Below are 24,712 nucleotides of genomic sequence, written 5' to 3' on the forward strand. Positions count from 1 at the left end.
TTTTAATTAGGTATTGAATAGATAATACTACAAATAAATAGCACTTATACTTAAAACAATTTAGTATTTTTGTAAGCAATTTCAACCTATGAGCGATACAAAAGACTGGTTTGTTTCTTGGTTTAACACCAAGTATTATCACACCTTATATAAAAATAGAGATTATAACGAAGCACAACTTTTTATGCAAAATTTAGTGTCTTTTTTAAACCTTAAAAAAGATGCTGAATTATTAGATTTAGGTTGTGGAAAAGGAAGACACGCAATTTTTTTAAATAAGCTTGGTTTTGATGTTTTGGGTGCAGATTTATCTTCAAACAGCATAAATTATGCTAAACAGTTTGAAAATGAAACGCTACATTTTTATGAGCATGATATGCGAATTCCTTTTTCTTCTAAATTTGATGCTATTTTTAATTTATTCACTAGTTTTGGTTTTTTTGAAGAAGATGCTGAAGATATTTTAATTCTAAAGAACATAAAAAATGGTCTAAAGGATAATGGGGTTGCAGTTATAGATTTTATGAATACCAAAAAAGTATATAAAACCTTAGTTCCTTTTGAAGAAAAAACTATAGATGGAATAACATTTAAAATCCATAGATTTATTGAAAATGGCTTTGTGCATAAACAAATCAATTTTTTCGCAGATAATAAGCAACATGAATTTATTGAAAAAGTTAAGTGTATTGATTTAAAAAAAGCTAAAAATTATATGCAAACTGTTGGTTTTAATATAAAACATCAGTTTGGAAATTACCAATTAGAAGACTTTAATGAAGCTACTTCAGATAGATTAATATTAGTTTTAGAATGACATATTTAGTTTTAATAGCATCTGTATTAATTGGAATCATAATTGTTTATGGTTTCAAACCTGGCACTAAAACCGTGCAATTATTATTGTCGTTTAGTGGGGCTTATTTATTAGCTATCTCAATTCTACATCTATTACCAGAAGTTTACAAAGTATATAATAAAACTATTGGTATTTATATTTTAATTGGATTAATTCTACAACTAGTTTTAGATTTTTTTTCCAAAGGCGCTGAACACGGACATATTCATGAACAAAATACTAGTATTTTCCCTTGGGCTTTATTTATAAGTTTAAGTATTCATGCCTTTATGGAAGGAATTCCTTTAGCAAATAATTTACATCATGAACATTTACTTTGGGCAATTGTAGTACATAAAATACCTGTAGCAATTATTTTAGGAACTTTTTTTGTAAAATCTACAATTCCAAAAAAATATGCCGTAGTATTTTTATTAGTTTTCGCATTAATGTCGCCGTTAGGAAGTTTTATTGGAGAAAATAGCCAGTTTTTAATTCGCTATAAATCAGAAATAATGGCTATAATTATTGGAGTCTTTTTACATATTTCCACCATTATTTTGTTTGAATCTTCTAAAGACCATAAATTTAATTTATTAAAATTTACAGCTATTTTAGTTGGAATGTCTGTTGCTTTTTTGGCTTAATTAGCAACTTCACTAATAAATTTAATTCGCATTAAACGAAGTTCATCTTCATCATAATCGCCATCAAATTCATCTAAAGCATCTTGAATTCTGTCTGATTCCGTTTCCATAAAATAATCAAATATTTCTTCTTGTTGCTCTTCATCTAACAAACCATTAATACAGTACCCTATATTTAATTTTGTTCCGCTATAAACAATTCTCTGCATTTCTTCAATAAGTTCTTTAAACGTTAAGCCTTTAGATTTGGCTATATCCATTAAAGGAAGTTTTCTATCCGTATTCTGAATAATAAAAAGTTTTAAACTTGAATTAACTCCAGTGCTTTTTACCACAATATCATCTGGCCTAACTATATCATTTTCTTCTACGTATTTGGCAATTAATTCAACAAATGGTTTACCATATTTTTTAGCTTTTCCTTCTCCAACACCATAAATATTTTTTAACTCATCCATAGTTACAGGATATTTTAAAGTCATATCCTCTAACGAAGTTTCTTGAATAACGGCATAAGGTGGTACACCATTTTTTTTAGCAACCGATTTTTGCAAATCCTTTAATAATTTCATTAAAGTTTCATCTAATCCTCCTCCACTGTTTTTAGTGTTAGTTATAATAGAATCATCATTTTCAGAATCGTAAGTATGATCTTCTGTCATCATAAAGGAAGAAGGATTTTTTATAAAATCAGTTCCTTTTTTAGTGATTTTTATTACACCGTATTCCTCAATTTCTTTTCTTAAAAAACCTGCCACTAAAGCTTGGCGAATTAACGCCATCCAATATTTATCAGGATGTTTTTTACCAACACCAAAGAAATCTTTATCCTCCGTTTTATGAGATTTTAACAAAGCATTTACTTTGCCAATTAAGATATTTACAACTTCTTTTGCTTTATATTTTTGAAAGGATTTTGTTACAACTTCTAAAACTATTTTAAGTTCCTCTTTAGCTTCCGATTTTTTCTTTGGATTTCTTACATTATCATCCATGGTAGCTCCTTCTCCATTTACTTCATCAAATTCTTCTCCAAAATAATGCAATAAATATTTTCTACGAGACATAGAAGTTTCTGCATAACCAACAACTTCTTGTAAAAGTGCATTACCAATTTCTTGTTCTGCAATTGGTTTTCCTGCTAAAAATTTTTCTAATTTTTCAATATCTTTATATGCATAAAATGCTAAACAGTAACCTTCTCCTCCATCACGTCCTGCTCTTCCAGTTTCTTGATAATAACTTTCTAAACTTTTAGGTATATCATGATGAATTACAAAACGAACATCTGGTTTGTCAATACCCATTCCAAAAGCAATGGTAGCTACAACTACATCAATATCTTCCATTAAAAACATATCTTGATGTTTGCTTCTGGTTTTAGCATCTAAACCTGCATGATATGGAACAGCTTTTATACCATTAACTTGTAAAACCTGTGCAATTTCTTCAACTTTCTTTCTGCTTAAACAATAAATAATCCCAGATTTATTTTGATGCTTACGAATAAATTTAATAATATCAGACTCAATATTTTTTGTTTTCGGACGAACTTCATAAAATAAGTTTGGTCTGTTAAACGATGCTTTAAACGTTTTTGGATTAGATAATCCTAAGGTTTTAATGATGTCTTCCTGCACTTTTTCAGTTGCTGTAGCAGTTAAACCAATAATTGGCACATCATCTATTTGTTTAATTATATTCTTTAAATTCCGGTACTCAGGTCTAAAATCATGCCCCCATTCTGAAATACAATGTGCTTCATCAATAGCAACAAAAGATATGTTTTGTTTTTTTAAAAAATCAACATATTCTTCTTTTATTAAAGATTCTGGAGCAACATATAATAGTTTAGTAATACCATTTTCAATATCACTCATTACTTTACTAACCTCTGTCTTATTTAAAGAAGAGTTTAATACATGTGCAATTCCTTGATTTTCAGATATACCTCTAATGGCATCTACTTGATTTTTCATTAAAGCTATTAATGGAGAAACTACAATAGCCGTACCTTCTTTTACCAAAGCTGGTAATTGGTAACATAATGATTTTCCGCCACCTGTGGGCATTACCACAAAGGTGTTGTTGTTGTTTAAAATACTTCTTATTACTTTTTCTTGTAAGCCTTTGAATTTATCAAATCCAAAATATTTTTTTAAAGCGCCGTTTAAATCTAAATCCGAACTATTCATTTTTACTTTAAAAATTATTTTACCAGCTAACTACGTTAGTCAGTTAGTGTTTTTAATTCCTTTTACAGTTAGTTTTAACTTTTTTCATAGTTTATTCAAATATCTAATTAAATAAATTTATTTTTGTTTGCTATTTAAAGGTATAACATTTTTTTAATTCAAAAACATAATCTTTTGAAAAATAATAATTCAATTATTGAAAATGCTAAACTAACTATTCTTAACGAAAGTAAAGCAATTGCGAATTTAGTAAATTTTTTAAATGACGATTTTAAAAATGCAGTAAATTTTATTTATAACTCTAAAGGTAGAGTTATTGTTACTGGAATTGGGAAAAGCGCTAATATAGCTACTAAAATTGTTGCAACCCTAAATTCAACAGGCACACCAGCAATATTTATGCACGCAGCGGACGCTATTCACGGGGATTTAGGAACTATTCAAAATGATGATGTGGTTATTTGTATTTCAAAAAGTGGTAACACTCCAGAAATAAAAGTTTTAGTTCCTTTAATTAAAAATTACGGTAATAAAATTATTGCAATTACAGGAAATATAGAATCTTTTTTAGGTAAAAATGCCGATTATGTGTTAAATTCTTATGTAGAAAAAGAAGCTTGTCCAAACAATTTAGCACCAACTTCTAGCACAACTGCTCAATTAGTTATGGGAGATGCTTTAGCAATTTGTTTATTAGAACTTAAAAATTTCACCAGTAAAGATTTTGCTAAATATCATCCGGGTGGCGCTTTAGGAAAAAAATTATATTTGCGAGTAAATGACTTAATAAATAAAAATGAATTACCAAAAGTAAGTCCTAATACTCCTATAAAAGATGTTATTATAGAAATCTCTAAAAAGCGTTTGGGAACAACTGCTGTTATTGAAAGTAATAAAATTGTTGGTATTATTACTGATGGTGATTTAAGACGAATGTTAGAAACAAATAGTGATATTAGTCATTTAATTGCAAAAGATATTATGAGCAAAAACCCTAAAACTATTAAAAGTAATGAAATGGCTATAAATGCTCTAAAAATGCTAGAAGAAAATAATATAACCCAAATTTTAGTAGAAGACAATACTACTTTTGTTGGAGTTGTACATTTACACGATTTATTAAAAGAAGGAATTTTTTAGAATGAAGAAAAAAAAACGTAAAAATACTAGCGAAATGTCATTTTTAGACCACGTAGAAGAATTGCGTTGGCATTTAGTACGCTCTGCATTAGCAATTTTTGTATTTGGTATAATAGCTTTTTTAATGAAAGGCTTTATTTTTGACACTATAATATTTGCACCAAAAGACCCAAATTTTATAACCTATCGTTTTTTCTGTAATGTATCTAAGTTTTTTGGAGCAGATGGTTTATGCATAACAGATATTCCTTTTAAATTTCAAAGTTTAGCAATGGGTGAACAGTTTAGTGTTCATATCTGGACATCTATAACTGCAGGAATTATATTGGCGTTTCCTTTCATTATATGGGAATTTTGGAAATTTATTAGTCCAGGATTATATGATAAAGAACGTAAAGGTGCCAAAACCTTTATTATAATTTCTTCATTTTTATTTTTTATCGGAGTTTTATTCGGATACTATATTATAACTCCTTTATCTGTTAACTTTTTAGGAAATTATTCTGTTAGTAATTTAGTAGAACGAAATATTAAAATTGGATCCTATATATCCTTAATGCGTTCTACCGTTTTAGCAAGTGGTTTTATTTTTGAATTACCTATAGTAATGTATTTTTTAACTAAAATGGGTATAGTAACTCCTGATTTTTTAAGAACATACAGAAAACATGCATTAGTAGTAGTACTTTTACTAGCAGCAATAATAACTCCTCCAGATATTATTAGTCAGGTAATTGTAACTATACCAATTATGGGATTATATGAAATTAGCATTTTTATTTCAAAAGCGGTTCTAAAAAATGAACTAAAAAAGGAGAAAAGCAATGAATAAACAACTTGAAGAATTTAATGAGTATCGAAAGAAAATGAATGATAAATTATTATCTGAAGATAATAAAGTTATCAAACGGATTTTTAATTTAGATACAAACGCTTATCAAAAAGGTCATTTAGATGTTAAAACAAAAGAACTCATGGGGTTAGTTGCTTCTACTGTTTTACGATGTGATGATTGTATAAAATATCATTTAGAAACGTGTTTTAAAGAAGGAGTTACTAAAGAAGAAGTTATGGAAAGTTTATCTATTGCAACTTTAGTTGGTGGAACTATTGTAATTCCGCATTTACGAAGAGCTTATGAGTTTTGGGAACTATTAGAAAACAGCACTAAATAAAAAATCACTTATGATTTTAAAAGCAGATAATATTAAAAAGAAATATGGTAGCAGATATGTAGTTAAAGGCATATCTTTAGAAGTAGAACAAGGTGAAATTGTTGGACTATTAGGGCCAAATGGAGCAGGAAAAACTACTTCTTTCTATATGATTGTTGGTATGATTAAGCCAAATGAAGGTCATATTATTTTAGATAATAAAGAAATTACTACTTACCCAATGTACAAAAGAGCCCAAGAAGGTGTTGGGTATTTAGCACAAGAAGCATCTGTGTTTAGAAAATTATCTGTTGAAGATAATATTTTATCGGTATTACAATTCACAGATTTATCCGTAAATGAGCAAAAGAAAAAATTAGAATCACTAATTGATGAATTTAGTTTAGGACATGTTAGAAAAAACAGAGGCGATTTGTTATCTGGAGGTGAACGTAGAAGAACTGAAATTGCACGAGCATTAGCATCCGATCCAAAGTTTATTTTATTAGATGAACCTTTTGCTGGTGTTGACCCAATTGCTGTTGAAGATATTCAAAGTATTGTAGCACATTTAAAGGATAGGAACATTGGTATTTTAATTACGGATCATAACGTACAAGAAACTTTAGCTATTACTGATAGAACTTACTTAATGTTTGAAGGAGGTATTTTAAAAGAAGGAACTCCAAGTGAATTAGCAGCGGATGAAACTGTTAGACGTGTCTATTTAGGTAAAGATTTTGAACTTAAAAAGAAAAGACTCTAATCTTTTAATGTATACCTATTCTCTATCAGAGAAAATAATACATATACTAAAATTATCATTGGTATTGCTATAAATTTTATAAGAACAATTAATAATATAGCTATTACAATAAAAAGAATTTTAATAAAATCGTTTTTCCAATTAAAATTTTTAAACTTTAAAGAAAATAACGGAATTTCAGCATTCATCAAATAAGTTAAAACCAACGTTACTCCAATTAAGAAACTGGTATTTTCAATTAACATAATTGAAAATTGGTTATTAGAATACTCTAAAATTAAAGGAAAAGAAATTACTACCAAAGCTGCTGCAGGTGTTGGCAAACCTATAAAAGAGCTGGTTTGTCTTTCATCTAAATTAAATTTCGCTAACCTATAAGCAGCTCCTAAAGTTATAATTAAGCCTATCAGTGAAATAAAAAAAGGCGTGGTAAAATAACTAAAATCTGGTTTATCTAATCCTATAGAAAATTCCCAATGTTTATTTTTTAATGAATTTAATAACAGTTGTACCATTATAATCCCAGGAACTACACCACTTGTAACTACATCAGCAAGCGAATCTAATTGTTTTCCTAATTCTCCTTGTACTTTTAATAAACGAGCTGTAAATCCATCAAAAAAATCAAAAAATATACCCAATAACACAAAATAAGCCGCTAAGGCTAAAGCATTGTTTGCTGCAAAGTAAACAGCAATACTTCCTGATAATAAGTTAAGTAAAGTAATTAAGTTTGGTACTTGTTTTTTCAAAGTCATTATTATAAATTTCAGTAAATTTAGTAAATGTTTTTTGTACTTTACCATAATATTTTAAGGAACGCTTATGCCAGTAACTAAATCTAACTATACTCCAAATTTTATTTTTAAAAATAAGCATATAAATACCGCTTTTAAAACTCTAATATATAATCAGAATATAACTTACAATAGAAAAAGAATTAACACACCAGATAATGATTTTTTAGATCTTGATTTTTCTACAAACAATGCAGAAACTTGTGTAATTGCATTACACGGATTAGAAGGAAGTTCTAAATCAAAATATATTATATCTGCTATAAAATTTCTTAACGCTAATGGAATAGATGCTATTGCTGTTAATTTTAGAGGATGTAGTGGAGAACCAAACAGTCAGCCATACTCCTACCACAGTGGAAAAACTGACGATTTAAATTTAGTTATAGATTATATTATAAAAAATTATACCTACAAAAATATTTTTTTATTAGGCTACAGTATGGGTGGTAACATCCTTTTAAAATATTTAGGAGAACGTGTAAATGTAAACTCTATAATAAAAGGAGGCATTGCTTTTTCTGTTCCATGTGATTTAAAAGGCTCATCAGAAGCACTTAGTAATAAACAGAATAAACTTTATTTAAATCGATTTTTAAAAACGTTAAAACATAAAGCCATGAAAACTATAAATAGACATCCTAATTTAAATCTTTCAAAAGAAAAAATTATTAAATCCAAAAACTTTGAAGATTTTGACAATGTAGTAACTGCGCCATTATTTAATTTTAAAGATGCAAATGACTATTATTTAAAAAATAGCAGTATTAATTTTATCGAAAATATTAATACTTCCACACTAATAGTAAATGCTTTGGATGATACTTTTTTATCGGAAAGCTGTTATCCATTTAAAATTTGTAAAAATAACAACCACGTTATGTTTGAAACACCAAAATATGGTGGTCATGTTGGGTTTAACACTTCCATTATAGCTCACAAAAATACTTGGAGCGAAGAACGTATTTTACAATTTATCAACAGCATTTTATAGATTTAAAAGGTTTATTACTAAAGTTTTTTTACATTCGCTTATTAAAATTGATGTCTTGAAAAAAAGCATAATCTTTCTATTATTCCTATCCAATATAATAGTAGCACAAACTACTCGAAAATATTCTAATGAATTTTTAAATATTGGTGTAGATGCTGCTGCATTTGGTATGAGTAAAGCGGTAGTTGCAACCAGTAATGATGTTAATTCTGGATACTGGAATCCTGCGGGTTTAATTGGAATTGAAGACTATCAAGGTGCCTTAATGCATTCCGAATATTTTGCTGGTATTGGAAAATATGATTATGCAGGTTTTGCAATGCCAATAGATGGCCGAAGTGCACTTGGAATTTCAGTTATTAGGTTTGGTGTAGATGATATTTTAAACACCACAGAACTTATTGATAGCGAAGGAAATATAGATTATAACCGAATTAGTTTATTTTCTGCAGCAGATTATGCATTAAATTTTAGCTACGCTAGACAATTAAATATAGAAGGCTTAAACATTGGCTTTAACTCTAAAATTGTTCATAGAATAATTGGAAAATTTGCTTCTTCGTGGGGCTTTGGTTTTGATGCAGCACTTAATTATGAAAAAAATTCATGGAAGTTTGGTTTAATGTTACGCGATATCACCACAACTTTTAATACTTGGAGCATAAATGCGTCTGAATTTGAAAAAATTAAAAATGCAATTCCAGGTCAAAATCAAGAATTACCAGAAACTACGGAATTAACATTGCCTAAAGCGCAATTAGGTGTCGCTAGAAATTTTGCAATTACACGTGATATCAATTTACTTACGGAAATTGATTTAAATATGCGATTTACTAAAACTAATGACATTATTGCCAGCGATTTTGTAAGTATTAATCCTGCCTTTGGATTTCAAGTTTCCTATATTGATTTAGTTTTTTTAAGAGGTGGTATTGGTAATTTACAAAACGAAACTCAATTTGATGGTAGTAAACAATTAGTATTACAACCCAATTTTGGAGTAGGTTTTAAGTACAAAGGCATTCAAATAGATTATGCTTTAACTAACATAGCTAACGTTGGTAATGCCTTATATTCTAATGTTTTTTCATTAAAAGTTGACTTTGATTATTTTAGATAATATGAAAAAAATTTATTTAATCTTCCTAATTTTTTGTTGTGCTGTTTTTCAATTAAACGCTCAAAAATTATCCAATAAAGCCACCGTTAGTGTTATTACTTGCGGACCTGGCAGTGAATTATATTCTGCATTTGGACACAGTGCTTTTAGGGTTCATGATCCAGTTTTGCAATTAGATAAAATTTATAATTACGGTACTTTTGATTTTAATGCCCCTAATTTTTATTTAAACTTTGCAAAAGGAAAACTAACTTACCAACTTTCTACTTCTAGTTTTCTTCGTTTTTTACGAGAATATAATTATGAAAACAGATGGGTAAAAGCACAAGAATTAAATTTAACTCCTGTAGATGTCCAGAAAGTTTATGACTTTTTAGAAAATAATGCTAAACCTCAGAATAAATATTATCAGTATGATTTTTTCTACAATAATTGCGCAACTAAAATTGAAGATATCATTCAAAATATTTTAAAAGATAAAGTTCATTTTACAACCAATTACATTAAAACCAACAAAACACATCGCGATTTAATTGCTGATTATACGTCTAACTTTAAATGGGCAAAATTTGGAATTGACTTAGCTTTAGGTTCTGTAATTGATAAAAAAGCAAATAAAAAAGATTATAATTTTTTACCCGATTATATTTTTAAAACGTTTGAAAATGCAACTATTACAACAGAAGATAATCAAACCAAGCCTTTAGTAGAAAGAGAGACAACTGTTTTATCGTCAAAAAAAACAATACAACACTACTCTTTATTCTCACCTGTAAACATAATATTAATACTAAGTTTACTTATAGCTTTTATAACTTACAATGATTTTAAAAAGAATAAACGGACTAAAACCATTGATTTTTTATTGTATTTTATTACAGGAATTATAGGTGTAATTGTTTTATTATTATGGTTTGCCACATCACATACAGCAACCTACAGAAATCTTAATTTTTTATGGGCTTTTGCTCCAAACCTATTTATTGCTTTTGTAGTATTAAAAAATAAAATACCTAAATGGATAGTTACTTATAATAGGATTTTATTACTTCTTATTGCACTAACTTTTATTATTTGGATATTAAAAGTACAAGTATTTAATTTAGCAATTGTTCCTTTTCTACTTGTTCTAATTATTAGATATTCCTATTTGATTAAATATAGAAATACAACTATTACTAACTAAGTTCCTCTAAAAAATAGAATAGTACTAATAGTTTTCATAATAATTTTAAAGTCCATAGTTAAGTTTCGTTCTCTAATATAATACAAATCATAAAGTAGCTTTTTGTGCTGATCCTCTACGGAATTTGCATAAGGATGCATAACTTGTGCCCAACCTGTCAAACCTGGCTTAATAACATGCCTTAAAGCGTAAAAAGGTAATTCTTTCCCTAATTTTTCTACAAACTCTCTGCGTTCAGGTCGTGGACCAATAAGGCTCATATCATTTTTTAGCACATTTATAAACTGTGGCACCTCATCAATTCTAGATTTTCTTAGAATTTTCCCAAAAGGAGTTATTCTTTCATCATTTTTTTCCGCCCAAACTGCTCCATTTTTCTCTGAATCAGAAACCATAGTTCTAAATTTCACTATAGTAAAATCTTTTCCTTTTCTGCCAACTCTTTGTTGTTTATAAAACATCTTTCCTCTGTTTCCAACTAAATTACCTATAAATATAAAAGGTGTTAAAAGCATTAGAACTATAATTCCAATCAATGAAAATATAATATCTAAAAAACGCATAAATGCCAGATATAAGTTATTTTGATGGCTTTTACTAAATGTAAAATTATTATAGAAATCTTCAGATAAATGATCTTCAGATATTCTACTTGTTTCTTCCTCAATAAAATCATCCACACTCCTAACTATCATACCACTTTCAAACAATTCAATTAACTGCGTATTAATTTTATTGTAATCTAAATTTAGTTTAGGTGAAGCAACAATAATTTCATTAACGTAATGTTCATTTACATAATTTTCTAAATTAATCAAATCAATATTAATGTATGGTATTTCTGACTGTGAAAGTTGTTTGTTTGAAATATATCCAACAAAATGATTCGATTTTAAATCCATTTTAGTCAAATTAAGCAACTTTTCAACGGTTTCTGCATTTGCAATAATTAATATATTTTTAGAAAATCGTGGTGCAAAAATAAGTTTAATGTATAGCCATCTATTCAAAAAAATAGTTCCAAAAAGGACTAAAATAAAATAGGCAATCTGAATTCTATTTTCTGGTAATTCAGGTGAAAGCACAGGTGTAAATACATAAAAAATAGTTGTAAAAATTACCGTGATAAATAAACTACGTAAGGTTAAATAAACATCACTAGCTATTTTTAATTGATACATTTCAAAAATTTCTCCAAAAAAATTAATATAAAATATTAATAGAAGTGTCCAAGTCAAACTTTTTGGACTAGAAAATGTAAAATAAGGGTAATCAAAAAGACTAGTTAATACATAAAAACCCGCTAATAAAAACACCAAATCCAAAACGCGTAAATAAATTTTACGCTCAGAAATACTAAAATGTATTTTATTAGATTGGGGCATTAAAAAAGTTTTAAATATTGGTTACTTAAATATTCAAAGTTATGATATTTTTTTACATAACAATACCCCTTTTCTCCAATAAACTCTAATTCCTTTTTTGATAATTTACTTAATTTTAAAATACCCCTAACTATAGCATTAGCATTTTCAGGTTCAACTATTGTTGCACAACCAGATTCTTCCGCAGGGCTATTGATAGAATTTGAGGATTCTAAAATTGGCTTTTTTGCCAACATATAGTCAAAATATTTATTATAAGATACTCCATAATTATAGAGTTTTCTATTATATCTACCTACATAACAAACATCAAAAAAACTTAACATTTCTGACACATTACTTTTAGGAATTTTATCTATAAATGTTATATTAGAATTATTTTTAGTTTGATTTATAAATTTATTTCTTAAATAACCATCTCCAACAATTACAAAATGAATCTCATCATTATTTTTCAGCTTTTGTGATGCTTCTATAAAATATTCCATAGCATTTGCCATTCCTAAGGTACCTGCATAACCAATTATAAATTTATTTTCAGGAATTTTATCAAAAATATTTTTTGAAACTTTAGTTATATTAGATTCTTCTTCATCCATTCCATTTGGAATATAAACAAATTTTTCAGGAGTTTTTGAAATAGAATTAATATATAAATGTGCATTTGGAAGTAACGAAACTATATAATCTGATTTTTTATAAGCAAATTTTTCAAACCAAGCCACAATCTTGATAAATGGATGATTATTTGAATATCCTTTTAAATAAATTGGAGTTAATGGCCATAGATCTCTAATTTCAATAATCAATTTCTTCGAATTAAAACGTTTCTTAAACATGTATCCATTAATGATTGGAAAAATGGGCATTGAAGAAACTATTATATGAGATGGCTTTCTTAATTTTTTGTTTGGAAGAAAAAACAACTTTATCATAAAAATAATATTGCTCCAAAATTTTCGATAACCTCCATCAAAATATTTGGGGATTTTCACCCAACAAAAAGTAATATCTTTTTCAACATTTTCAAAAGTGAAGGTCTTATTAGATATTTTAGGCTGATTAATAAATAAATGATTATATGATCCTGAAATAATAACTATTTCATAGCCTTTCTTCGCCCAATACTTTGCAAATTGGTAATGTCTCTCTCCCCAACCTGATGTAGACTTACCAGCTGTTTGATTTATAATCCAAATAACTTTATTATTCATTTTTCAATTTTGAAATAACTGCTTTGTATTTGCCATTTTTTGTATTTTCTAAAGCCTCAACATATTTAATAGTAACATTAATACCGCTCAACTGACTTTTAATTCTTGTTATAATTTGTTTTTCACTATTTATATTGTAAGTAGAATCAACTACTAGTTTTATTACAATTTGAGTATAACTAATTTGAAGAACTTGAGCCATAATTAATCCATCTATATTAATAAATACTCCATGAAATCGAACCATTTCTCTTCCATCATTTCCTACTATAACATCTTCATTCCGTCCATATATTTCTTTAATTTTTGGAAAATTCACACCACTTTTTGTTTTTTGGTTCTTTTCTAAAATTACTTGATCTCCTATTCTATATCTAATTAAAGGTTGATCATAATTTAAAAAACCTGTAGATATAACTTCCCCTACTTCTCCTAATTTTGAACTTTCTCCCTTTTTATTTATTACTTCTAAAATACCTGAATCAGGGCTAAAAAGTAATTCTCCAAATTCGTTTTCTGAAATTAAACCACAAGCCTCAATACCGCTATATGCGTCAAAAACTTTACATTTAAAAGCTAATTCAATTGTTTCACGCATATGTTTTGTAAGTTTCTCACTTGAGGTAAGTACTGCTTTTAATTTTGGTGCATTAATTTTTAAATTATTTATATTCTTTGCTAATAAATAAATACTCATAGCATAACCTACTAAATACTCACTTTTAACTTTTTCTAATTCTAAAACATAATCTATTGTTGTGTCTTTTGAAATATGATAAGCTGAAAAATATGCCTGTTTTTCAAAATAATTATACCTAAAATAGGGAGGATTCAATTTAGTGTTTTGTAAAACTCTTCTGCCTCCAATCATAGCTCTAGGAGCATTGAAATTTAAATTTGCCCAATTTCTAACCCGTACTTCATATAATGCGCTCCAACTTTGATGCATCTTTTTACTCAAATAGACTTCTATCGGAGTTCCTGTACTTCCACTACTCGAATAAAATTTTCCTTTATCTTTGCTTTTTGAAAGCAAAAGGTTCTTTCCGTATTTTCTTAAATCTTCTTTTTCTAAGATTGGTAATGATTTTAAATCTGCTAATTTAAAATTCTCAAAATCATTTAATTTAAATCCTTCATCAGAATATTTTTGTTGGTAAAAAGGAACATTTTTAAAAGTATATTTTAAAAGGTTTCTTAACTCAATTTCTTGATAATTTTCCCATTCTTTTTCTGAATAGGCTTCATGTAATTTGTATTCTTCAATTTTCTGAAGAAAACAACCACCATATCTCCTATTTTTCCAATAAGCCCCATACAATGATATATAAAGGTTTTGCAAAATAACTGGACTTATTTTATAAATACTATCTGTCATTTTCATCCTTTAAGATTTCATTCCATTTTTCTAAGATTAAACGCTCATCAAAAGTACTTGCTTTTTTCCTTGCATTTAAGGATGATTTTTCAACTTTTGTTGGATTTTGAAGTAGCTTAACAATAGCATCTGTCATTACATTTGCATTATCTAATGCTACTAAAATTCCATTTATATTATTTTCAATTAAATATGATAAACCACCTACATTTGTAGAAACAATAGGAAAGCCTAATGCCATTGCCTCTATAATACTTACAGGCATATTATCTACATTTGTAGTATTTATAAAAACATCATAGTTTTTGGAAAGTACGTGCCAGTTTTCTTTTTTTAATACTCCGGTAAAAGTAATAGCATCTGCTATATTCATTTTTTTTGCTAATTGTTTTGCTTTCTGCAAGGTACCATCCTTATCTGGTCCAACCATACATAATGTAGCCATTGGATATTTTCCCTTTAATTTAGATAATACTTTTATAGCTAATAATGGATTATAGGTAGTATCAAAAGCTCTAACCCATAATAGTTTGGGTTGTATATTATTTCTTAATTTAAAACTATAATCATTTATATTAATACCATTGGGTATATAATAGGTTTTAAAATTTCGTTTACTAAATTCAAATTCTAAATACTTGGATGGGGTAATATTTAAATAAGAATTATGGAACATTAATTTTGAAAAAATTGGTGATTTATCTAATCTATTTGGCAAATTGCCTCCATGTAAAATTGGTATATAGTTCAATTTTAATATTCTTGCCAATTGAGAAGTTACTAGTGCATAATAAAAGTTTATGGTGCTAAAAGTGTCTATAAGTATATAATCTACACTTTTTCTATGTTTTATAATAGTTATACACATTGCTATTAAACGCACAATTTTATTTTTCTTAGAAGAACTTTTTATTACCATAAATCCATTAGATACCAATAAATTACTTAAGGTCTCCATTGCAGAGTGGTAATTGCTTTTTTTAGCAAAATTATTCCCTATATAAACTAGTTTCTTCATCTTTTTTAAAAGTTATTAAACTAAGTCCATAAATAAATCCAGGAAAAGCAATTCGCATTGCAGAATGATTTATGGTTGAAAACCAAAATATAAAAAAAGCCCCTAAAAAAGCGATAGCCAAATTAGATTGTCCACGTATATTTTTTATTGGGACTAGGATTAATAGAAACAAGATAACTAATCCAATCATACCATGTTCACTTAACAATCTACTAATTTCATTATGCGAAGCTGCATAACTATCCAATTTATCCAATCTATAAAATTTACTACCTCCAACTCCTAAACCAAAAAAAGGATGTGCTAAAAAACCCTCTATATCCGTTTCAAAAATGGTAGCTCTACCAGTAGTAATATCCTTTTTTTCTATACCTGCTGCATTTTTATTCGTGTATCTGTTCATTAACATTCCTCCAGTTAAATTGGAAGTGTATAATAACAAAGAAATACCTAAAAACACAAACAGAGTTATAAATTTAAATGTGTTTTTTAATTTATCTTTAGTTGACCGTATATAAAAAAAAGTAAAAAATCCTATTGCTAAAAAAGCAGTAACTATTCCTCCTCTAGAAAAAGTTAACAGCCCCCTAAATATTAAATAAATTAAGAGAAAACTATCTGCTAATAAGAAAGAAAATATTCTCTTTTTTAGAAACAAATGAATAATAATAATAAAAATACCTACTCCTAGAATAGTCGCTACCTGATTAGGTCCAAACCCTCCTGATGTAGCAAAATTAGCTTCTCCACCAAATCTAATATCCTTAATATCTGGTGTTTCAAAAAAAAGATAGCTTAACATAGAAATTACAGGTAACCCCATATAAAATAACATAGCCATTAACTTTTGTAAAGTTATTTTCCGCTTATAAAAATATATTGCGGAAACACCTAATAATATAGGACCACTTAAATTAAATGTGATAGCTTTTCGTATAGATTCCGTAAAAGGTATATTTACAAAAGCAATTCCTATTAATAATAATAAAATATACACTAAATAAGTCACAGATATATGGTGTTTTTTACGTTCAATATACAAACCAATAAGTAAAAATAGTAATACCCCATATTTAGAAAGTTCATAAAAAAACAACCCTCCTGACATTCTAAATAACACCTCTGCTCCTACTAAATAAGCACTCCAAAGTATGGCCTCGTTATACTCGTTTTTTGATTTTATAATAAATAAAATACCAAACACCACTATTAAGATAGAATACACTTTTGCAACAATACCTATAAGCAAAAAAACACCTAAAACAAGATGAAGTATTGCTAAAACTAATCTACCGTATGAAGTATTACTATTCAATTATATATTTTAATTAATTTAGAAATATAGTTTTCTTTAGAAAATTTTGAAACAACCATTTCAAATAATTTTTCTCCCATAATCTTTGCACTATTTCCCTGTTTTATCAGTTTTAAAATAGCTTCCTCTAACTTTTTCGAATTATTTGGAGGGACTACTAATCCATTGACATCATCTGCAACCACATTTGAACAATCTCCTACATCAGTAACCACTACAGGTAATTTTGCTAATCCATACTCTAACAAAGACACTGGCAAACCTTCTGATTTTGAAGATAATACACCTATACTAGCTTGCGATAATATAAAGGGTATATCTTTGCGATTTCCATACAAAAATATAGAATTAGTTAATTGGTATTTGCTAATAAAAGATTTAATTTCAATAGAATAATTATCCATTAAATCAACCCCTACTAGATGTAATGTCCAAGTTGGAAGCTTTTTTTGAATATTTTTAAATGCATTTAATAAATTAATATGATCTTTCTGCTCTCGTAAATTTGCTAAACAAATAATTCTTTTACCTTCTTCTCCTTTTAAAAAGGTAACCTTTTGAAAATCAGAATTAAAATTAGCAAAATTAGAAAGCACATATATTTTTTTTACACTTAAATTCTGTATAGCCCATTTCTCTAATAATTGATTAACTGAAATTACTACATTAAACAAATTGGACATTACTTTTAAAGGAAATTTGGTTCTATCTTTCAAATTTTCACTATTTCCATAATGGTCATGCCAAATAATTTTAACATTAGAATAAACTAACTTTATTAAAACTGCAATAAAATACGATGAGGAATGTGCATGAATTATAGATATTTGATTTCTTTTTATAAATTTCTTTAATCTCAAAAAGGCACTTATATCTAAAGATGATTTTTTATTTAAAAACAAATAACCAACGTCACTACTAATTTTTGCTATTAAATCCCCTTCTAAACGTGTCGTGCATAAATACGATCCTACACCATTATCTGCTAAACCATTAGCAATATTTACTGCCATCATTTCTGCTCCCCCTGGATTTAGAGAATCTATAAGTTGTATGACTTTTAGTTTTTTATTCATTCACTAATTCTATTTCATTTAGAATTTATAATTATTACCACAAAATTCTTCGACAAGCTCAGAATGACAATAATACACTTTTTATCTCTTTTTCAAACTTTTCTAATGTATATTGCCTTGACCATTTTATTGCTTCTTTCACGTGTTCTGCATATTTTTCATTATGCTCTAAATAATCTTCAATTACAGAAACGATTTCTTTTATTTCAGTATTTACCATTGTTCCTCTACTCCCATTTCCTAACATATACGGAATGCAAGATACATTACTGGAAATTGGTAAACAACCCCAAAACATAGCTTCTGCAACAACTTTTGGCCAACCTTCTGATTTTGAAATAAAAAGTAAAAAATGTGCTTTTTTATATGCGTTTTTTACTATATCCTTTGATGCATTACCATGTAAAATTACCGTTTTTCTCAACTGATTTTGTTGTATGTACTGTTCTATATGATTACGTTCAATACCTTCTCCATACATATTTAATTGAACATTATATCCTTTCATTTTTAATTCGTGTACAACTTTTACACTTAACAAAGGTTGTTTTTCTTTGGTTAATGCACCTACAAATATGAAGTGAATGCATTTATCATCAAATCCTTCAACAAGGTCAGGGTGACTATTATTTTCGTCATTGCGAGGAGTTCGCGACGTGGCAATCTGTTCTTCTGCATTGTCAATCTGAGCCTGTCGAAGACTTTTTTGTTTTTCTTGCAGTTCCTCCTCAGAATAACTTGCCGTAAAAAAAGGAACAATGTTCTTACTTTGGTTAGACCATTCTCCATACACTAGTACTTTTGTGTTTTTAGTTAAAAAAGTATTGGATACTATCCATTTTTGAAATCGATAACTTAATGGTTGTTTACTTTTAGGATCCCAATTACCTGCATACTTCACAGTTTTTGGTTTGTTAGGGAAAAATATTTGAACAATACATCCTAACAACCCTATATTCCCAGGACAACGTAAATGAATATGGTCTGTCCTTTGCATCGTTTTATATATTCGTACAAAAATTTTAGGGATTCTAAATATTGCTTTTATTCCATTTTTTATCGAAGTAATATCAAAGGAAGGTATAGGTATTAATTTAATTTTGTCATTGCAAGGAATTGATGGCAAAGCATTCTGTTTCTCTTGTTCGTCATTGAGAGGAGTTTGCGACGTGGCAATCTGTTCCTTTAAAGAGATTGCTTCACTATGTTCGCAATGACGGTCTTTAAATTGATACTTGCTTTCTATAGAAAAAATATCATCGTTAGAAACCGGAGCTATAATTTCTACCTCATCTACATATTTTAACCATAAATTCATTTCGCGAACATATGGCTCATAAGCATAAATATTTTTATCTTTTAGCTTATGTACTGCATGTGTTATGATTGCAAACTTCATCTATTAATTTTAGGTTTATTCAAAAATAAGGTAAACCATCCAACCAATCTTCCAAATGCCTCTGTAAATGCTTCTATTTTATGGCTACCATAAAATCCATTAAAAAAACGTATTTTCATTAACACAATTACATTTAAATGAAATAACATCTTTGACTTAAAGGTAGGATTTGAATACTTAACACGCCATACATACCAACCGTTACGTACTACCATTTTTCCATAGGTATATTTATTAGGTCTCCCTGCTTCTTCATGATGATGCTCTAATGTTGCTGCTGTATTTACATATAATTCACCTAATTGTGAAGCTCTTAAACAAAAATCCATATCCTCATACAAACCATATCCTTCAAAATAAGTTGAAAAATTAATTTTATGGAATAGACCCTTTTTAAAAGAAGAAACACCTCCCATAAAAAATTCAACTAGATACGATTTATTTGAAGGAGGCAGATAGCTTATAGAACGCCCATGAGAAAATGTAGGCATAAAGCCTGGTGGAGTACTATCTATAAGATGTAACCACTTTCTTAATTTAAAACGAGTCCCTTCTTTTCTTTTAAAACCGTCAACACAAAAATAATTTTTAGTGCAATTTACTGTATTGTTTTCTTCCCATTTTACTTCATTAATAATATATCCTCCTACACCAATAACTTTTGGATGTTCAGCATAAGTTTTTAATAAATTTTCAAAATATATTGGACTTAAAATTGTATCATCATCTAAAAAACAAACAATATCTATGTCTTTAGAAACTTTAGAAATGCCATAGTTTCGTTGTTTTGTTAAGCCTCTATCCGAATCCTCTACCAAAAAATAATGAACATTCATAAAATTATGTTGACTTAACATTTTTTTAGTCTCTTTATCAACTGAGCCATCAATAATTAGAATTTCATATGGATACCGTTCTTGTTCTTGAACAGAATTCAATAAGTTTAATAAAGCTTTTGGGCGTTGATATGTACAAATTATAAGACTAAAATTCATTGGAATACTTTTTTATTAAAAAATTTGCCCAATACATACTTTTGTCCCATCTTTTATTCATTATTTTTAAATACTTAAATGGATTTTTTATAGACTGTATTTTATAAAATTTAAAATACAATGTAGTTCTATAACCTTGTCTTTGTTCATTAGTAAAGTGTTTTAAGTTATAAATCATTACTGTTGGAGATGGTTTTGGCTGAATAGTTTCCAATTCCCACTTATGCTTTATTGTTTTTCTAAAACCTCCAACAGGTGCTTTTAAATGTAAAATTTTTACAAATGGCAGATACAAAATATCAACCCCATTATTACGCAATTGCATTCCAAAATCACTATCTTCTCCATAACCAAACTCAAACGCCATATCAAAGAATTTGTTTTTTAAATATTTTGAGTTAACAATACTCGTGCCTGAACCAAAAGTAGTGGATTGGTAAATTATTGTATGCTTTTCTGTTTCATTTTTTTGAAGACAACTTAAATTAATTGCATTAGCTCTGTATAAATTTATGTATTTAAAAGCATCTTTTAATAAGTTACTATCAAAACGAATATCGTCATCTGCTAAAAATACCCAGTCAGAAGTTACTTTTTTTAAGCCTAAATTCCTTGCATTGCAAACACCTTGTTGATAAATTAATATATGATCAATTTCAAAGGGCCATTTTCCAGATAAAAAATCTAATTTAGAAACTGTTCCTCGAATAGGATTTTGCTCTACAATTATTACTTTTTTCGGCATAATTATCTGCTTAGACAAATCAAGTAATACCTCTTTCAAATACTTTTCTCTTCCTAATGTTGGTATTAATACATCAATTGTAGGTATTTCAATTTGTTCATCATTTTTAATGTTGATATCATTAAATGAAACTTCATTTAAAATCTTTTTTTTAAAAAAAGATCCTAAAAAATTCAATCCTAAAAAATTCTTTTTATAAACATATTGATTAAACAAAAACAAAAACATCCATCTGTACTTATAATTTGATTTGATAAAATGAAACATTTCATTTTTTGAAACAGATTTTTTAATTATTTCAGGAAAACCTTTTTTTAATAGTAACGGATTAGAATAGCATAATAAACCATTTTTTATTCCAATTTTTGCAATAGTGTTTAAAAAGAAATCAAATGTTAGCTTGTATTTTAAAAGATAATTAAACTTTAACAAAACAGATGTATGTATTATACCAACATCTGATGACATTAACCAAGTTGGATATTGAACTTCCTTATTAACCTTAATAAAAGGTGTTTGTTCAATAAAACCTATAGAAGTATCTATGTAATATTTTTCTGAAGATTCAAAAGAAACCATTTTTAGTGAATGCAATCCCAAATTAGAAATTTCTTTTAAATTTAAGTATTCTTCTAAATCTACAAGACACCAGACTATAAATGTATTTTTAAATTTTTCTGAAAGAGATAGTAAACACTGTTGAATATCTTCAATTACAATTTGAATTTCTTCTTCATTAATTGAATTAATAATTTTAGTAATCTTATTATTTTTATGATAAACTACAATCATTTACTACCAATAATTGATTTATAATATTTAATATTCTTTTTATAAATAATTTCTTTTGAAAAATTTTCTTTAATTTGGATATAAGCATTTTCGCCAAATTGCTTATTCAATTGGCTGTTATCTAAAAGTTCTACTATTCGTTGTGCATATTTTTTATGATTAATAGGAGAAACAATATAACCTGTATTTCCATCAATCATTAACTCTGTTGCCCAACCAATATTTGAGGTTACTAATGCTTTTCCCATTGCCATTGCCTCCAACCATGTCATAGGGAAAGCTTCAGCAAAACTAGGTAAAACAATAACACATGCTTTTGAAATATACTTTTGAATTTCATTATATGAAACTTCTTCTACAAAACTAATATTTATTTTAGCTTCTTCTGTAAGTTTATCCTTAAACAAAATTTTTGTAGATTTTTTTTCTAATATATCAATAACATCTTTCCCTACTAATGTAAGGGATGCCTTAGGATTATTATTAATAACCTCATTAAATATACTTGCTAATTCCAATACCCCTTTTTTACGGATAATACTCCCAAAATATAAAATACTATTAGCTTCTATCAAATTTCTTTCAGAACGAGTAAATTTTTCTACATCAATTCCATTATGAATTATTTTAATATTACTTTTAATATTAAATAATTCCTTTGTTTTAATTGCAGTAAATTGGCTAACTGATATAATACTATCCGCTTCTTTTAATCCCAATTTTTCAAACCAATAATTCTTCCATTTTTGCTTTCTTTGTTCTAAATGACAAAAATAGGCGTCAGATCCATGCAAACGGATTACTATAGGACATTTTAACTTCATAAAAGCAGTAATACCTGTCCAATCAGGAGCCTCTAAAAGTTCAATTTTAGATTTAAAAATATGCGTATTAATAATTCTTTCAATATGTTTTCTATACAATAACCAACCTAAAATTCTATATTTTTTTAATGCTATTTTTACAATATTAATTCCATTATCATCAAACTCTTCATCTTTATCCTGCGCATATACAAAAACAGTTACGTGTTCCTTATTCCTAATTAATTCAGATGCTAAATTAAAAATACTGGTTCCTATACCTGCTGCATTTTTTATTTTTGGATGGGGATATTCTGGAGTCAAAAAAGCTATTTTCATGATATTATCTTGGATATTTCATTCCATATATTTTCAGAAGCTAATTTTGGATCTTCTATATTTATAATTTTAAACCAATTTTTAGCATTAACAACTGTTTTACTAGAATTATTTAGTATATTTTTTAACTTAAGTTCAATTTCATCTTTATCATTCAGCCAAACAACACATTCTTTATTTGGCATAGATTTAAAATGAATATACTTATAAATAGTGTTAATATTCCATTTATTAATATCAACCTCATCTGTATTATAATTTATATAAATGCATGGTTTATTATGGCAAGCATAATCAAAAACCATAGATGATCCTATATTTATTACTACTTCAGTATATTTAATAGTGTTTACTAAAACTTTTAAATCATTTGGAGTAGGCATAACTGTATTCCATGCATTTCCATATTTTTTCCAATCTGGATTAATGGATACAATAACATCGCTAAACTCTTCAAGAATATTATCAAATCTATCTGAAAAATCTACAGGACACCTTCTAAAAATAACACCTAAATTATACCCTGAAATGTTCAATTTTCTGACGGAATTAGCTATATCTCTCAAATAAAATTGATCATATGGTGAGGTTGTAATGTCATCTCCTGAAAAACATATATACCTTCTTTCTGTTTCTAATCCATTTTCTTTAAAAAACACTTTCCTAGACTGAATCAATTTTTTGTCAAAATGCATTTCAAATTGTGGTGTTCCAACAACTTTAATTTTATCCTCATTAATAAAAGGATAGTATTGTAATAACTCCATTTTCATATAATCACTCCATACAAAATAGTAATCAGTTTCTACAACTAAGGTTCCTTTTGGTAAATTATCCCATGAAAAAATAAATGTTCCTGTAGGAATGAATAAATCCTTTGCTGCTAAAAGAGGAGAAATACCTGATAATGGTCTTTGATTAGTACAAAATATAAAATTAGGTTTCTCTTTCTGTAATTGTAATTTAACACGCTTATAGTATCTAGATCTTCTTTCTAACTTTTTTATTACTTTTCTAATAAAAATTAGATCTTTGTTATAATTAAAAAGTACTGCTAAAAAAGATACAAATGCACTCTTTATTGCAGACTTAAGTGTTTTATAAGATTGTGGGAAGATATATGTTAAATAAGCTGAATCTTTAAATTGTCGATAATTCTGTTTTAATTCAATTTTAGTGCGAGAGCGTTTAAAAACATCAGTTAAAGGATTTGGTTTTAAATAATCTACTTTTTTTTCATTGTATTTAAACATTTGCTCTATTGGAAAAACAGTATTATTCCAATAAATAATATCATAGTCTTTTCCATTTCCTATTTCTGGGAAATTAGTGAAAGTAAAGTTTCGAAGTCCAACTCCATCTGGTAAAAAAATAAATATTTTCTTATTTCTATTCATTAAATCTATTTAAAATTTA

22 protein-coding genes are annotated in these 24,712 nt (G+C 27.5%); 9 read left to right on the forward strand and 13 right to left on the reverse strand.

The features are described 5' to 3' along the window. Positions 1–88: 88 nt before the first annotated feature. On the forward strand, positions 89–817 hold the full coding sequence (locus R3342_RS01310; protein WP_318937853.1) for a class I SAM-dependent methyltransferase: 729 nt from the start codon (positions 89–91) through the stop codon (positions 815–817). After that, the gene (locus tag R3342_RS01315) at positions 814–1,485 is read left to right on the forward strand and encodes a ZIP family metal transporter (protein ID WP_318937854.1); all 672 of its coding nucleotides are present in this window, start codon (positions 814–816) and stop codon (positions 1,483–1,485) included. Before R3342_RS01310 ends, R3342_RS01315 begins: the two co-directional genes overlap by 4 nt. Here the strand turns inward: R3342_RS01315 and recQ are convergent. After that, a complete protein-coding gene (gene recQ / locus R3342_RS01320) occupies positions 1,482–3,680 on the reverse strand; it encodes a DNA helicase RecQ (RefSeq protein WP_318937855.1) in 2,199 nt (732 codons plus the stop codon). The genes R3342_RS01315 and recQ overlap by 4 nt on opposite strands. A gap of 174 nt (positions 3,681–3,854) precedes the next feature. Between recQ and R3342_RS01325 the strand changes: the two genes are divergently transcribed. From R3342_RS01325 to lptB, 4 genes are read left to right on the forward strand one after another with little or no spacing between them, the layout of a single operon-like run. Further along, the gene (locus tag R3342_RS01325; protein ID WP_318937856.1) at positions 3,855–4,820 is read left to right on the forward strand and encodes a KpsF/GutQ family sugar-phosphate isomerase; all 966 of its coding nucleotides are present in this window, start codon (positions 3,855–3,857) and stop codon (positions 4,818–4,820) included. A gap of 1 nt (position 4,821) precedes the next feature. Further along, entirely contained in the window at positions 4,822–5,652 is an 831-nt protein-coding gene (gene tatC, locus R3342_RS01330; protein ID WP_318937857.1) for a twin-arginine translocase subunit TatC, read from the forward strand. Next, complete coding sequence (locus tag R3342_RS01335) at positions 5,645–5,995, forward strand: carboxymuconolactone decarboxylase family protein (RefSeq protein ID WP_318937858.1); 351 nt, start codon at positions 5,645–5,647, stop codon at positions 5,993–5,995. Before tatC ends, R3342_RS01335 begins: the two co-directional genes overlap by 8 nt. Before the next feature lie 10 nt (positions 5,996–6,005). Beyond that, positions 6,006–6,740 carry an LPS export ABC transporter ATP-binding protein gene (gene lptB / locus R3342_RS01340; protein ID WP_318937859.1) on the forward strand — a complete coding sequence of 245 codons (735 nt, stop codon included), beginning with the start codon at positions 6,006–6,008 and terminating at the stop codon, positions 6,738–6,740. Here lptB and R3342_RS01345 read toward each other — a convergent pair. After that, positions 6,737–7,498 (reverse strand): CDP-alcohol phosphatidyltransferase family protein, encoded by a 762-nt coding sequence (locus R3342_RS01345; RefSeq protein ID WP_318937860.1) that lies wholly within the window; start codon positions 7,496–7,498, stop codon positions 6,737–6,739. The genes lptB and R3342_RS01345 overlap by 4 nt on opposite strands. Before the next feature lie 67 nt (positions 7,499–7,565). Between R3342_RS01345 and R3342_RS01350 the strand changes: the two genes are divergently transcribed. Genes R3342_RS01350 through R3342_RS01360 form a run of 3 tightly spaced genes read left to right on the forward strand, consistent with a single transcriptional unit; the run spans position 7,566 to position 10,837 of the window. Then, positions 7,566–8,531: a YheT family hydrolase gene (locus tag R3342_RS01350; RefSeq protein ID WP_318937861.1), complete on the forward strand. Its 966-nt coding sequence runs from the start codon at positions 7,566–7,568 to the stop codon at positions 8,529–8,531. Between the two features lie 55 nt (positions 8,532–8,586). After that, positions 8,587–9,651, forward strand: coding sequence for a PorV/PorQ family protein (locus R3342_RS01355; protein WP_318937862.1), 1,065 nt, complete (start codon positions 8,587–8,589; stop codon positions 9,649–9,651). Position 9,652: 1 nt separating this feature from the next. Continuing rightward, positions 9,653–10,837: a DUF4105 domain-containing protein gene (locus tag R3342_RS01360; RefSeq protein ID WP_318937863.1), complete on the forward strand. Its 1,185-nt coding sequence runs from the start codon at positions 9,653–9,655 to the stop codon at positions 10,835–10,837. On the opposite strand, the gene R3342_RS01365 is transcribed toward R3342_RS01360, so the two are convergent. Genes R3342_RS01365 through R3342_RS01415 form a run of 11 tightly spaced genes read right to left on the reverse strand, consistent with a single transcriptional unit; the run spans position 10,834 to position 24,693 of the window. Continuing rightward, positions 10,834–12,222, reverse strand: coding sequence for an exopolysaccharide biosynthesis polyprenyl glycosylphosphotransferase (locus R3342_RS01365; RefSeq protein ID WP_318937864.1), 1,389 nt, complete (start codon positions 12,220–12,222; stop codon positions 10,834–10,836). The two genes, R3342_RS01360 and R3342_RS01365, sit on opposite strands and share 4 nt — an antisense overlap. After that, positions 12,222–13,436 (reverse strand): glycosyltransferase family 4 protein, encoded by a 1,215-nt coding sequence (locus R3342_RS01370; protein ID WP_318937865.1) that lies wholly within the window; start codon positions 13,434–13,436, stop codon positions 12,222–12,224. The genes R3342_RS01365 and R3342_RS01370 overlap by 1 nt, the downstream gene beginning before the upstream one ends. After that, positions 13,429–14,820, reverse strand: coding sequence for a hypothetical protein (locus tag R3342_RS01375; protein WP_318937866.1), 1,392 nt, complete (start codon positions 14,818–14,820; stop codon positions 13,429–13,431). The genes R3342_RS01370 and R3342_RS01375 overlap by 8 nt, the downstream gene beginning before the upstream one ends. Then, a complete protein-coding gene (locus tag R3342_RS01380) occupies positions 14,804–15,832 on the reverse strand; it encodes a glycosyltransferase (RefSeq protein WP_318937867.1) in 1,029 nt (342 codons plus the stop codon). The genes R3342_RS01375 and R3342_RS01380 overlap by 17 nt, the downstream gene beginning before the upstream one ends. Further along, positions 15,804–17,147: an O-antigen ligase family protein gene (locus tag R3342_RS01385; protein WP_318937868.1), complete on the reverse strand. Its 1,344-nt coding sequence runs from the start codon at positions 17,145–17,147 to the stop codon at positions 15,804–15,806. The genes R3342_RS01380 and R3342_RS01385 overlap by 29 nt, the downstream gene beginning before the upstream one ends. Then, complete coding sequence (locus R3342_RS01390) at positions 17,144–18,223, reverse strand: glycosyltransferase (RefSeq protein WP_318937869.1); 1,080 nt, start codon at positions 18,221–18,223, stop codon at positions 17,144–17,146. Before R3342_RS01390 ends, R3342_RS01385 begins: the two co-directional genes overlap by 4 nt. Positions 18,224–18,281: 58 nt before the next feature. After that, a complete protein-coding gene (locus R3342_RS01395) occupies positions 18,282–19,622 on the reverse strand; it encodes a glycosyltransferase (protein WP_318937870.1) in 1,341 nt (446 codons plus the stop codon). Further along, on the reverse strand, positions 19,619–20,617 hold the full coding sequence (locus R3342_RS01400) for a glycosyltransferase family 2 protein (protein ID WP_318937871.1): 999 nt from the start codon (positions 20,615–20,617) through the stop codon (positions 19,619–19,621). Before R3342_RS01400 ends, R3342_RS01395 begins: the two co-directional genes overlap by 4 nt. Further along, positions 20,607–22,154 (reverse strand): glycosyltransferase family A protein, encoded by a 1,548-nt coding sequence (locus R3342_RS01405; RefSeq protein WP_318937872.1) that lies wholly within the window; start codon positions 22,152–22,154, stop codon positions 20,607–20,609. Before R3342_RS01405 ends, R3342_RS01400 begins: the two co-directional genes overlap by 11 nt. Next, entirely contained in the window at positions 22,151–23,296 is a 1,146-nt protein-coding gene (locus tag R3342_RS01410) for a glycosyltransferase family 4 protein (RefSeq protein WP_318937873.1), read from the reverse strand. The genes R3342_RS01405 and R3342_RS01410 overlap by 4 nt, the downstream gene beginning before the upstream one ends. Beyond that, on the reverse strand, positions 23,293–24,693 hold the full coding sequence (locus R3342_RS01415) for a UDP-glycosyltransferase (protein WP_318937874.1): 1,401 nt from the start codon (positions 24,691–24,693) through the stop codon (positions 23,293–23,295). The genes R3342_RS01410 and R3342_RS01415 overlap by 4 nt, the downstream gene beginning before the upstream one ends. Positions 24,694–24,712 lie beyond the last annotated feature (19 nt).

The organism is Lutibacter sp., from assembly GCF_033723435.1.
In the GTDB taxonomy this organism is placed as follows: domain Bacteria; phylum Bacteroidota; class Bacteroidia; order Flavobacteriales; family Flavobacteriaceae; genus Lutibacter.

What these genes read in the sequence shown, in the direction of transcription:
- R3342_RS01400 (WP_318937871.1), bottom strand. Translation starts at nt 20,617, where the DNA reads ATGAATTTTAGTCTTATAATTTGTACATATCAACGCCCAAAAGCTTTA.
- R3342_RS01310 (WP_318937853.1), top strand. Translation starts at nt 89, where the DNA reads ATGAGCGATACAAAAGACTGGTTTGTTTCTTGGTTTAACACCAAGTAT.
- R3342_RS01410 (WP_318937873.1), bottom strand. Translation starts at nt 23,296, where the DNA reads ATGAAAATAGCTTTTTTGACTCCAGAATATCCCCATCCAAAAATAAAA.
- R3342_RS01360 (WP_318937863.1), top strand. Translation starts at nt 9,653, where the DNA reads ATGAAAAAAATTTATTTAATCTTCCTAATTTTTTGTTGTGCTGTTTTT.
- R3342_RS01350 (WP_318937861.1), top strand. Translation starts at nt 7,566, where the DNA reads ATGCCAGTAACTAAATCTAACTATACTCCAAATTTTATTTTTAAAAAT.
- lptB (WP_318937859.1), top strand. Translation starts at nt 6,006, where the DNA reads ATGATTTTAAAAGCAGATAATATTAAAAAGAAATATGGTAGCAGATAT.
- R3342_RS01370 (WP_318937865.1), bottom strand. Translation starts at nt 13,436, where the DNA reads ATGAATAATAAAGTTATTTGGATTATAAATCAAACAGCTGGTAAGTCT.
- R3342_RS01345 (WP_318937860.1), bottom strand. Translation starts at nt 7,498, where the DNA reads ATGACTTTGAAAAAACAAGTACCAAACTTAATTACTTTACTTAACTTA.
- tatC (WP_318937857.1), top strand. Translation starts at nt 4,822, where the DNA reads ATGAAGAAAAAAAAACGTAAAAATACTAGCGAAATGTCATTTTTAGAC.
- R3342_RS01405 (WP_318937872.1), bottom strand. Translation starts at nt 22,154, where the DNA reads ATGATTGTAGTTTATCATAAAAATAATAAGATTACTAAAATTATTAAT.
- R3342_RS01415 (WP_318937874.1), bottom strand. Translation starts at nt 24,693, where the DNA reads ATGAATAGAAATAAGAAAATATTTATTTTTTTACCAGATGGAGTTGGA.
- R3342_RS01380 (WP_318937867.1), bottom strand. Translation starts at nt 15,832, where the DNA reads ATGAAGAAACTAGTTTATATAGGGAATAATTTTGCTAAAAAAAGCAAT.
- R3342_RS01365 (WP_318937864.1), bottom strand. Translation starts at nt 12,222, where the DNA reads ATGCCCCAATCTAATAAAATACATTTTAGTATTTCTGAGCGTAAAATT.
- R3342_RS01395 (WP_318937870.1), bottom strand. Translation starts at nt 19,622, where the DNA reads ATGAAGTTTGCAATCATAACACATGCAGTACATAAGCTAAAAGATAAA.
- recQ (WP_318937855.1), bottom strand. Translation starts at nt 3,680, where the DNA reads ATGAATAGTTCGGATTTAGATTTAAACGGCGCTTTAAAAAAATATTTT.
- R3342_RS01335 (WP_318937858.1), top strand. Translation starts at nt 5,645, where the DNA reads ATGAATAAACAACTTGAAGAATTTAATGAGTATCGAAAGAAAATGAAT.
- R3342_RS01315 (WP_318937854.1), top strand. Translation starts at nt 814, where the DNA reads ATGACATATTTAGTTTTAATAGCATCTGTATTAATTGGAATCATAATT.
- R3342_RS01390 (WP_318937869.1), bottom strand. Translation starts at nt 18,223, where the DNA reads ATGAATAAAAAACTAAAAGTCATACAACTTATAGATTCTCTAAATCCA.
- R3342_RS01375 (WP_318937866.1), bottom strand. Translation starts at nt 14,820, where the DNA reads ATGAAAATGACAGATAGTATTTATAAAATAAGTCCAGTTATTTTGCAA.